Raw genomic sequence first — 10,316 nt, 5'->3', positions numbered from 1 at the left:
CTGAGCAAGCATAATAGTACCCGTAAACATACAAAGTACCGAGGTTATTATTTTTTTCACGATTTGGGGTCGCATATACAGGGGCTAATGTAATAATTTTTTTTTAACATCATATAAAAAATTAAATTATCCGAAACTTATTAACTCAATTTTTTATAAATAATTGTGCCTTTTAACAATAAAAAGTAGCCTGTGCTCTTAATTATTTATGGTTTCTGATGTTCCTTTACGGTACGCTTTCACCATTGTCAAACACTTACTTAATATATCCGCTTCAAACAGAAAAATGATTTTCAAAATCAAATAACGCTTCTCAATCAAAAAAAGTGGTACCACATGGGCTCACTTCGACAACCTTCAGTTGCTAACTTCAAAACAAAACATGTTTTGTTTCTCGTTACTGCTCAGTGTAAACTTCTCGCCCTTTTCAAATCAAACCTTATTTATACTTCAAATAACGAAATAACTTAAAAAAGTGGTCCCACATGGGCTCGAACCATGGACCCCCTGATTATGAGTCAGGTGCTCTAACCAGCTGAGCTATGGGACCAAAAACAGTTTGCAAATGTAAAACACTTTATATTGAATGCAAAACTATTTGAGCTTAATGTTAGGTGATCAGACCTTTGCTTCCATATCCTGACACAATTCTATCAATACGCCATGGGAAGATTTTGGGTGTAAAAAAGCAACCCACTTATTATCTGCACCTCGTTTTGGCTCTTCATGCAACAAGGTAAATCCTTCTTTTTTTAAACGCGCCATTTCCGAAACAATATCATTTACATAAAAAGCGATGTGATGGATTCCCTCTCCTCTTTTTTCAATGAATTTTGCTATCGGGCTATTGGGATCTGTTGCTTCCAACAGCTCAATCTTACTCTCTCCACACCTAAAAAAAGAAGTGGTAACTCCCTCACTTGCTACGTTTTCTGTTTTGTAGTGCTCGTACCCAAAAAGACTCTTATAGGTCTTGTTTGCAAGGGCTATATCCTTAACGGCAATGCCAATGTGTTCAATTTTCTTCATAATTGTAAATGTATTGTTATTTAAAAAAATATCAAATCTTTAAATGTGCTACTTTTGCAGTATGATTGAAAGTAATAGACAAAAGAAAATTGCCGGCGTTTTGCAAAATGATCTAGCTAACGTATTGCAGAGTATGCTTCGAGAATCGGGGCAATTAGGAATCATTATATCGGTATCTAAGGTTAAGGTGACCACCGATCTTTCCATCGCCAAGGTGTACGCCAGTGTGTTTCCTTCAGAAAAAGCTGAAAACATCACCGCCGAACTGAACGAAATAAAATCTAAGATTAAGCATCGCATTGCCCAACTCACCAAACATCAATTGCGAAAAATGCCCGACCTGCATTTTTACAATGACGATTCGCTTGAGTATATCGATAAAATAGAACAGGCCGTTAAAGGAAAGGAAAATCCTATTCAAAACCCGGATATCCTCCCGAAGCGAAAAAAGACCTAAGGTGAAATTTCCCTTTTACATCGCCAAGCGCTATCTGTTTTCAAAAAGCAGTAACAATGCCATTAACATTATCACGGGAATTGCCGCCGTAGGTGTTGTCGTTGGGTCGATGTCCTTATTTATTGTGCTGTCCGGCTTTTCGGGATTAAAAGACTTTAGCCTTCAGTTCACCAATGTTTTTGATAGTGACCTAAAAATACTTCCGAAAAGCGGAAAGACCATCACGTTTTCTGAAGCGCAAGAACAACAGTTAAAAAAAGTTACGGGCGTTTCGGCCTACTCAAAAATTATTGAGGAACGTATTTTTCTTCAGTATAAGGGGAAAAATCATATTGCTTATATAAAAGGAGTTGACCTGCACTTTGAGGATGTGAATCCAATAGACAGCCTCCTGTATTTTGGCAATTGGTTTGAGCCTCAAACGAGCGAGGTGGTCATTGGTTTGGGCACCGCTTCCAAATTGTCACTGGGAGTTCAGGATTATATAGATCTTCTCGAAATTTACGTTCCGAAGCCCGGCAGCGGGCAAATTAATGCGCTGGATCCTTCGCAGGCCTTTACCAAGGAAAATGCTGTGGTATCGGGCGTGTATCAGGTCAACGAAGATTTGGACAGTAAGTACGTTTTTTCAGATATAGCCTTTGCACGATCCCTGCTTCAGTTGGATAGTACAAGAATCTCTTCGATCGAATTAAAACTGCTTCCGGGTGCTTCTGAAGCGACGGCTCGCGAACAACTCATCACTCTTTTTTCTGAAGAAATTGTCATTAAAAACCGCATTCAGCAAAATGACGCCTTATACAAAATGTTGAATACCGAAAATATTGCTGTCTACCTCATCTTTACGCTGGTATTAATTATCGCACTTTTCAATGTAATTGGCTCGATTATAATGATGATCCTCGATAAACGAAAGAATATCAAAACCCTTTTTAATTTAGGGGCCACCCTACAAGAGATTCGAAGTATTTTCTTTTATCAAGGTGTCCTGCTAACCACCTTAGGCGGCTTGTTTGGGGTGCTTTTGGGAATAATAGCGGTATGGGCACAATTGCAATTTGCCTTTATAAACATAACAGCCACCTTGCCGTATCCGGTTAAACTAAAAGTGATAAATATCGTGGTAGTCCTTGCTACCATTACGGTATTGGGCGTAATTGCGTCAAAAATTGCTTCCGGAAGAGTACGGGAAAAATTGCTGGTTTAAGCGAATTGATAATCGGCAAATAGCTTTTGGACTTCCTCGAAGGCAGCAAACACCGAAGCCGAATCATCGCTAGTAACCATTTTCATTCGGTATTCTTTAAAATCGGGTATACCCTTAAAGTAGTTTGTATAGTGCCGGCGGGTCTCAAAAACACCTAGTTTTTCTCCCTTCCACGATATGGCCATTTCCAGGTGGCGTTTTGCCGCATCAACCCGTTCCTGCATGGTGGGTGGCGCACAATGTACTCCGGTATTAAAATAATGTTTCACTTCCTTAAAGAACCAAGGATAACCAATACTGGCGCGCCCGATCATGGCCCCATCCAAACCGTATTTGTCGCGCATCTCCATCGCCTTTTCAGGTGTATCCACATCGCCGTTTCCAAAAATAGGAATGTGCATACGTGGGTTGTTTTTCACTTCGGCAATGGGCGCCCAATCGGCCTCGCCTTTATACATTTGCGCTCTGGTGCGTCCATGAATAGAAATCGCCTTACAACCCACATCCTGGAGCCGTTCGGCCACTTCAACTATTTTTATGGAATCGTGATCCCAACCCAGTCGGGTTTTTACGGTAATGGGAAGTTTTGTGTGTTTTACCATGGCTTCGGTCAACGAAACCATAAGGTCGATGTCTTTTAATATGCCGGCACCGGCGCCTTTACTGACCACTTTCTTTACCGGACAGCCAAAGTTGATATCGATTATATCCGGGCCGCTGGCTTCAACTATTTCAACACTTTGCAGCATCGAATCTAATACGGCTCCGAAAATCTGAATTCCGACCGGGCGTTCTTTTTCGTAAATATCTAGTTTCATGACGCTCTTAGCCGCATCACGAATTAATCCTTCGGAAGAAATAAACTCGGTGAACACCACATCGGCACCCTGCTCTTTACAAAGTGCTCTGAACGGGGGATCACTAACGTCCTCCATGGGAGCAAGTAGTAGCGGAAATTCTCCTACGTCTATGTTACCTATCTTTGCCATTTCGGCTGCAAAAATAATGAATTATTGTGTGTAAGCCCGTATAAATCTGTCGGCTATGGATTGTTCTTCTCCAATCGTTGGGTTTCCTTAGGTTTGCTGTCCCTGTTGTTGTCCCGTAAATTAGCATTGCCAAAGGTGTATTTGAAGCTTACTCTGAAGAGTCTTGATTCGGGTTGTGCGAAATAGGTATTATTCTGATTGTAATACTTGGAGGTCACCGGAACATTGTAGGTATCGAATATGTCATTAACTCCCGCAGTGATGCTTGCCGTGTTATTCCAAAACGATTTCCTAAGAGAAAGGGATACCGAAAATTGATTGCCGTAATCATAGGAGCCGTAAATAAAATCGGAAAGATATACTGCCGTAATATCGCCCGAAAAGCTTCGGTCTTTTGAGAGGGTGAGGCCGTTGTACAATTGGCCATAAAAGCCATAGGTGCTGTTTGAATAGGTGTCCTGAACGCTTTCCACCGAATAGAACTTGTTTTCAAAATAAAAAGAAGAGGTGTACAGGCTCAAATACCACCAATTGGTTGGTGAAGAAACGTGTATGATATCAACACTGTATTGAAATTCGCGAATTAGATTGGCGTCTTCAGTGCGAATAATCATATTGTCATTATCCTGAAATCGCAAAATGCTCAAGGCATCATCGGTTTGCTGATAATATACATCGATGAACCACTTACTCTTATAATTATAGCTAAGCATAATCTTATCTTCAATTGAAGGAACCAGATTGGGGTCTCCGCTGTTAAAGTTGCTCTCATTTAAAAAGTACCTAAACGGATTTAAACTTTGATAGCGCGGCCGCTGAATATGTCGTGCATAGCTAAGGCCCAGGCTATTGTTATCGTTGATTCTATGCTGAAGGGATGCCGAAGGGAATAACTCAAAACTTTCTTGAGTATTTACAATTCCAAGCGATCGGGAGTTTCCATGAACGTCGGTATATTCCGTCCGAAGCCCAAGTGTGGTTTCCCACTTCCCCCATTCTTTGGAAAAATTTAAATAGGCAGCATAAATAGCCTCTTCGTATATAAATTCATCCGAAAGAGCTGCATTAAATACCATCCCGCTGTTTCGGATATTAAAAAAATCAATGGCGCTTTTTGTGTCAATATTCGAATATTTTGTTCCCCCTTCAACGGTTCCATTCTCAATAGGAATCGATACATCCAATCCCCCTGTAAGAATATTGCTATCCTGTTTCGAATTGGTGAAAAAACTGTTGTTACGTGTCAAATCTCCATTCGGTAAAAAATAATCAGTAGCGACATTTTGAAGCTGCTCTTCATTGTATAAAATATAGTCCGCGGTAACTGCCAAACTCGTTCCCTTTGCGCTGAGAGTGGTTTTATATTCTCCGGAAAACGACAAATTATGTTGATCGTTCTCTAAACTGCTTTTTGTTCTAAAAGTAGAGTCCAATTGATGCTGCGCATTAAATAGCTCTGCCAGTACCGTATTGTTAAAGGTTTTATTAGGAGAAACGTATACACTGGAGGAGAGACTTAGCGAATTCTTGTCGTTAAGCGTGAAATCGGCTATCACATTTCCTTGATGGACATTCGATTTGGTCATTCTATTAAAGTCGGTATCCCAGATAGAGGTTACGGCACCGCTATGCTCCATAAAAACGATATCGTCAAACTGGTCTTTGTATTCCTTCTGCGGATTAAAGCTGTAGCCTGCGTAAAAATTTATCCAGTTGTTCTTATAAAAATGAGAGGTCCCAAATGAATATTTGGGATACACCGCTTGCTCATAGCGTGTATTAATAGCTCCTTTGTAGCCAATAGAAATCGCTCTGGACGTTACAATATTTAGAACAGCCCCGGCTTCGGCATCGTATTTTGCCGAGGGATTGGTGATTACTTCTACGGCTTTAATTGCTGAAGCATCCACATTTTTTAATAAGGAAATCACTTCCGCAGAGGATAAGTAAACACGCCTTCCGTTGATAAAAACCAAGGTAGGTCCGTTTTTTATGGAAACCTTGTCTTGGAGTACCAACACACCCGGGGTTTTTGAAAGTAAATCGAAGGTATTCCCGAAAGATAGTGAGGTATTTTCTACATTAAAGATCAGTTTTCCGGGTTCTTTAACAACCGTTGGTCTTTTCACTTGGATAACCGTTTCGTCCAGCGCCTCTACCTCCTCTTCCAGAACAATTGTTTCCAGCTTTTGGTTTTGTTTTACCGTAATTAATTGAATATTTGTTTGATACCCTATAAAACTAACGACAAGGCTATAGGTTCCTTCGACAAGATTGTCAATCTTAAAATTTCCCGATTCATCTGTGGTGGTACCTGTTACCGGATTCAATTCTCCTACCTTATAAATAAGCACCGTCACAAAGGAAAGAGGTGTACCGGTATTGTCGACCACCTTGCTTGAAACCGCACTGTTTTGAGCATACAGGGAGGCTGTACAAAGTATCAACAATAATAGGGATCGAAGGGCGTTCATTTCAATACTCGAGATGTTGGTTTGTTTGTTTTAAGTAAAAATTATTCAATCCACCCGCTTAAATAGTTCTTACATTTTTTGCCGCTCTTACAAAGATGTCATTTATTTTTTTAATAGGAATTGTCCTATATTATTTTTTTTAAGTCCGAATTGACTCCGAATTACATTATACTGCCTTTTTAAGCTATATTTGCAGCCTTATTAGGTATTGAGGAACGTTGTTATGAAGAATATTCGAAATTTTTGCATTATTGCGCACATTGATCACGGCAAGAGCACCTTGGCCGATCGGCTTTTGGATGCTACCGGCTCTGTGACTTCGCGTGAGAAGCAAGACCAGCTTTTGGACAGTATGGACTTGGAGCGGGAGCGTGGTATTACCATCAAGAGTCATGCAATTCAGATGCAATATGAATACGAAGGTGAATCCTATATACTGAATTTGATCGACACGCCCGGGCATGTTGATTTTTCATACGAAGTATCCCGGTCGATTGCTGCCTGCGAGGGTGCCTTGCTTATCGTTGATGCGGCTCAAAGTATCCAGGCCCAGACCATTTCGAACCTGTATTTGGCCTTAGAAAACGATTTGGAGATCATTCCGGTGTTAAACAAGGTAGACCTTCCTTCTGCCAATGTAGAAGAGGTAACCGATGACATCGTGGATTTGTTGGGCTGCAAGCCCGAAGAAGTAATTCCTGCTAGTGCAAAAACCGGAATTGGGATTGAAGAGATCCTTAAAGCGATTATCGAGCGTGTTCCTCCGCCGAAAGGAAATCCGGATGAGTCGTTACAGGCCCTAATCTTTGATTCGGTTTATAATCCGTTTAGAGGAGTTGAAACTTATTTCAGAGTCCTCAATGGAGAAATAAGAAAAGGACAGCATATTAAGTTTATGGCGACCGGGAAATCCTATTTTGCAGATGAAGTGGGTACTTTAAAGCTGAAACAATTCCCAAAAGAGGTAATACGAACAGGAGATGTGGGTTACCTCATCACAGGAATAAAAGAAGCAAAGGAGGTTAAAGTAGGAGATACAATCACAGACTCCAAGAACCCAACCACAAATATGATTGAAGGGTTTGAAGATGTAAAACCCATGGTGTTCGCGGGTATTTATCCTGTAGATACTGAAGATTACGAAGAGCTTCGCTCTTCCATGGAGAAACTACAATTAAACGATGCTTCTTTGGTGTTTATCCCGGAGAGCTCGATGGCACTTGGTTTTGGATTTAGATGTGGGTTTTTAGGGATGCTCCATTTAGAGATTATCCAGGAGCGATTGGAACGAGAATTCGATATGACGGTTATCACCACGGTCCCTAACGTTTCGTATCATGCCTATACCAACAAAAACCCGGATGATATCGTCCTCGTAAACAATCCATCTGATCTTCCGGAGCCTTCATCGCTTAATCGCGTGGAGGAGCCCTATATCAAAGCGACGATTATCACCAAATCCGACTTTGTGGGGTCGGTGATGTCCTTATGTATTGAAAAACGCGGTCAAATTACGAATCAAACCTACCTAACTCCAGAGCGGGTTGAACTGTCATTCGATATGCCATTGGCCGAAATTGTTTTCGATTTCTACGATCGCTTAAAAACAGTTTCCAAAGGATATGCTTCCTTTGATTATTCACCCATTGGAATGCGCACATCACAACTCGTAAAAGTGGATGTATTACTGAATGGTAATATTGTAGATGCACTTTCAGCATTATTACACAAGGACAATGCGTACGAAATCGGTAAAAAGATGTGCGAAAAGCTCCGACAATTAATCCCGAGGCAACAGTTTGATATTCCTATTCAGGCGGCTGTTGGCGCTAAAATTATATCTCGTGAAACTGTGAAGGCATTGCGTAAAGATGTGACTGCAAAATGTTACGGTGGGGATATTTCTCGTAAACGAAAATTGTTAGAAAAGCAGAAGAAAGGAAAGAAGCGAATGCGACAAGTGGGTAATGTAGAAATTCCACAGGAAGCCTTTATGGCGGTTCTTAAATTGAACGATTAATTTCCTCCACAGTTGGCACCGGCATCTTCGAGTCCCGAGATATATACATCGAAAGGGGTTCCGGTGTTTTCTCCGTTTACGGAAGCATTTCCATCTCCTTCATCACAGACTTGAAAATCGGCAGTATTGGGCGAGCTACAGCTGAGGCAGGTTCGCGTGTCATCTCCTTTACAGCCGGGAAATAGTGCTAAAAAAACAAATCCAACAAAAAAAAGAGTATATCTACGCATAGAAGAGTTTATAAAATTGTAACGAATTTAGATCGCAATTATTTTTAGTCGGCTTTTTCCTGTTCTTCTCGGGTTGCATTTAATACATTCTCAAAATCCATCGGCTTTCCTAAATACACCAAATGACACCCTTTTTCCAGTTCCATCAGCCTTGGTTCACTAATAATATCTAAAAACCCATTGGGTTGCTTCAAAAATAATGCGATAGCCTTATCATCTCCCTCAATAAAATTTAAAAGTTTTAGAAGTTGTTTTTGTGAACTCACAGGAATTTCTTGAATCGAAGGATAGTTGTTGGCAACTTCGGCCAGCTTAAGATAATTATGCGTTGTGGAAAACAATTCGGGGTTTCCCTCATTTTTACCATTTTTAAATTCTTCCGAATTCATCAAACGAAAGGTTCCGGTTTCACCGAAAACACTTCCAAAATGATTTATGGCATGTTTGTTAATATCGTCATTACCGGTCATGGCTAATAAATAACCTACGTCATTAAGTTCAATATTATCCGTTAAGTCGTTGGCGTAAATATTTGCATTGATTGCCTCCAGGCCTAATTCCTTTGCCATTTTAATACTTTGCTGATTTGAATCGACCAAAACCACGTGCCGATTGTTTTTCTGAAGGTAGGTTGCTATAAGGCGTGAAACCTTAGAAGCTCCCACAATTAAAATACCTTCCGAAGTTTTTAAGAAAACCCCCACAACCTTGGCAAAAAACCGAGCAGTAGTGGCATTGAACAATACGGTTGTCAATACCACGGCAAACACCAACGGGGTGATATATTCGGCACCGGGCTCTCCTCTGAAAACCAGTTTGGTTCCAAACAACGAGGCAATACCCGCAGCCACAATACCTCTAGGCCCAACCCAACTAATAAAAAGTTTTTCGTTCGTCTTGAGCGAAGAACCTATGGTGCTAAGAAACACCCCTAGCGGTCTCAGAATAAAAATAATAACCGCCAGCAAAATACCCGTCTGCCAATTGTACACAAGCAATAGGTCGTCCAGGCTTATATTGGCCGAAAGAAGGATGAACAGTATAGAAATAAGTAATACGCTTAATGACTCCTTAAAATAAAGCAGTTCTTTTAGGTTGGGCAGGTCGCTGTTCCCCAGGTACATTCCCATAACGACCACCGACAACAGACCAGATTCGTGTGCAAAGATGTCACTCTCAACAAATATCAATAATACGACCGAAAGCGAGACTACATTGAGTAGATAATGTGGAATAAATTTTTTCTTAATCGCCATATACAGTGCATAACCACCAGAAATTCCGAAAGAAAAACCGATGAGCACAATCTTTCCAAATTCCAACAAAGCTTCTTTCGTATATCCAGCACTCTGATCTTCAATAGAGATAAATTCGAAGACCAATACCGCCACCAAAGCCCCAATAGGATCAATTAAAATCCCTTCCCATTTTAGTACTGCCGAAACATCCTGCTTTAATGGAATGTTTCTCAAAATAGGCGTGATTACAGTTGGCCCTGTTACAATGATCAGTCCTGCAAAAAGAAAAGAAATCTTCCAGCTTAAGCCAAAAATATAGTGTGCTGCTATACCTGCGCCAATAAAGGTGATGGCAGATCCTAAACTAATTAGCTTTACAATCACCGGTCCCACTTTAGAGATTTCTCCTCTTCGAAGTGTAAGTCCTCCTTCAAACAGAATAATTCCAATAGCAAGAGATACAAAATAAAACAGGCTTTCATCCGGAAAAAAACCCTTTTCTCCGTTCCAAATAGGCTGAATCCATTGGGTGCCATCTTCAGAAATAAAAGTGGAAATCGGACCAACAAAAAGACCTATTAAAATCAAAGGTAAAATAGCAGGTATTTTAAACTTCCAGGCGACCCATTGGGCTAAAATCCCTAAAATTATAATTCCGGCAAGTTCGAGCAT

The 10,316-nt window shown here is 40.6% G+C and carries 8 protein-coding genes and 1 tRNA gene; 3 read left to right on the top strand and 6 right to left on the bottom strand.

Annotated features, from left to right (window positions below):
• Positions 1-476 precede the first annotated feature (476 nt).
• A tRNA-Ile gene (locus K8F54_RS13350) sits at positions 477-550 on the bottom strand.
• A gap of 68 nt (positions 551-618) precedes the next feature.
• On the bottom strand, positions 619-1,029 hold the full coding sequence (mce, locus tag K8F54_RS13345) for a methylmalonyl-CoA epimerase (protein ID WP_290791765.1): 411 nt from the start codon (positions 1,027-1,029) through the stop codon (positions 619-621).
• 64 nt (positions 1,030-1,093) lie between these two features.
• Between mce and rbfA the strand changes: the two genes are divergently transcribed.
• Positions 1,094-1,486 carry a 30S ribosome-binding factor RbfA gene (gene rbfA / locus K8F54_RS13340; RefSeq protein WP_290791766.1) on the top strand — a complete coding sequence of 131 codons (393 nt, stop codon included), beginning with the start codon at positions 1,094-1,096 and terminating at the stop codon, positions 1,484-1,486.
• Position 1,487: 1 nt separating this feature from the next.
• Complete coding sequence (locus K8F54_RS13335) at positions 1,488-2,693, top strand: FtsX-like permease family protein (RefSeq protein ID WP_290791764.1); 1,206 nt, start codon at positions 1,488-1,490, stop codon at positions 2,691-2,693.
• On the opposite strand, the gene dusB is transcribed toward K8F54_RS13335, so the two are convergent.
• Both dusB and K8F54_RS13325 read right to left on the bottom strand, forming a co-directional pair.
• Positions 2,690-3,682, bottom strand: coding sequence for a tRNA dihydrouridine synthase DusB (gene dusB / locus K8F54_RS13330; protein WP_290791762.1), 993 nt, complete (start codon positions 3,680-3,682; stop codon positions 2,690-2,692). The genes K8F54_RS13335 and dusB overlap by 4 nt on opposite strands.
• 53 nt (positions 3,683-3,735) lie before the next feature.
• Positions 3,736-6,156, bottom strand: coding sequence for an outer membrane beta-barrel family protein (locus K8F54_RS13325; RefSeq protein ID WP_290791760.1), 2,421 nt, complete (start codon positions 6,154-6,156; stop codon positions 3,736-3,738).
• Positions 6,157-6,379: 223 nt separating this feature from the next.
• Between K8F54_RS13325 and lepA the strand changes: the two genes are divergently transcribed.
• Positions 6,380-8,176, top strand: a complete 1,797-nt coding sequence (lepA, locus tag K8F54_RS13320; protein WP_290791759.1) for a translation elongation factor 4 — start codon at positions 6,380-6,382, stop codon at positions 8,174-8,176.
• Here lepA and K8F54_RS13315 read toward each other — a convergent pair.
• Together K8F54_RS13315 and K8F54_RS13310 are read right to left on the bottom strand one after the other, a co-directional pair.
• Entirely contained in the window at positions 8,173-8,406 is a 234-nt protein-coding gene (locus K8F54_RS13315) for a hypothetical protein (RefSeq protein ID WP_290791758.1), read from the bottom strand. The two genes, lepA and K8F54_RS13315, sit on opposite strands and share 4 nt — an antisense overlap.
• A gap of 44 nt (positions 8,407-8,450) precedes the next feature.
• The gene (locus K8F54_RS13310) at positions 8,451-10,316 is read right to left on the bottom strand and encodes a sodium:proton antiporter (protein WP_290791757.1); all 1,866 of its coding nucleotides are present in this window, start codon (positions 10,314-10,316) and stop codon (positions 8,451-8,453) included.

The organism is Altibacter sp. (assembly GCF_019913785.1).
GTDB lineage: Bacteria > Bacteroidota > Bacteroidia > Flavobacteriales > Flavobacteriaceae > Altibacter.
The sequence above is the reverse complement of the archived record's forward strand: the minus strand, read 5'-3'. Positions and strand labels throughout refer to the sequence as shown.

Bases quoted from the DNA above. Each gene is read 5' to 3' on its own strand.
- mce (WP_290791765.1), bottom strand. From the start codon at position 1,029: ATGAAGAAAATTGAACACATTGGCATTGCCGTTAAGGATATAGCCCTT.
- dusB (WP_290791762.1), bottom strand. From the start codon at position 3,682: ATGGCAAAGATAGGTAACATAGACGTAGGAGAATTTCCGCTACTACTT.
- K8F54_RS13325 (WP_290791760.1), bottom strand. From the start codon at position 6,156: ATGAACGCCCTTCGATCCCTATTATTGTTGATACTTTGTACAGCCTCC.
- lepA (WP_290791759.1), top strand. From the start codon at position 6,380: ATGAAGAATATTCGAAATTTTTGCATTATTGCGCACATTGATCACGGC.
- K8F54_RS13315 (WP_290791758.1), bottom strand. From the start codon at position 8,406: ATGCGTAGATATACTCTTTTTTTTGTTGGATTTGTTTTTTTAGCACTA.
- K8F54_RS13310 (WP_290791757.1), bottom strand. From the start codon at position 10,316: ATGCTCGAACTTGCCGGAATTATAATTTTAGGGATTTTAGCCCAATGG.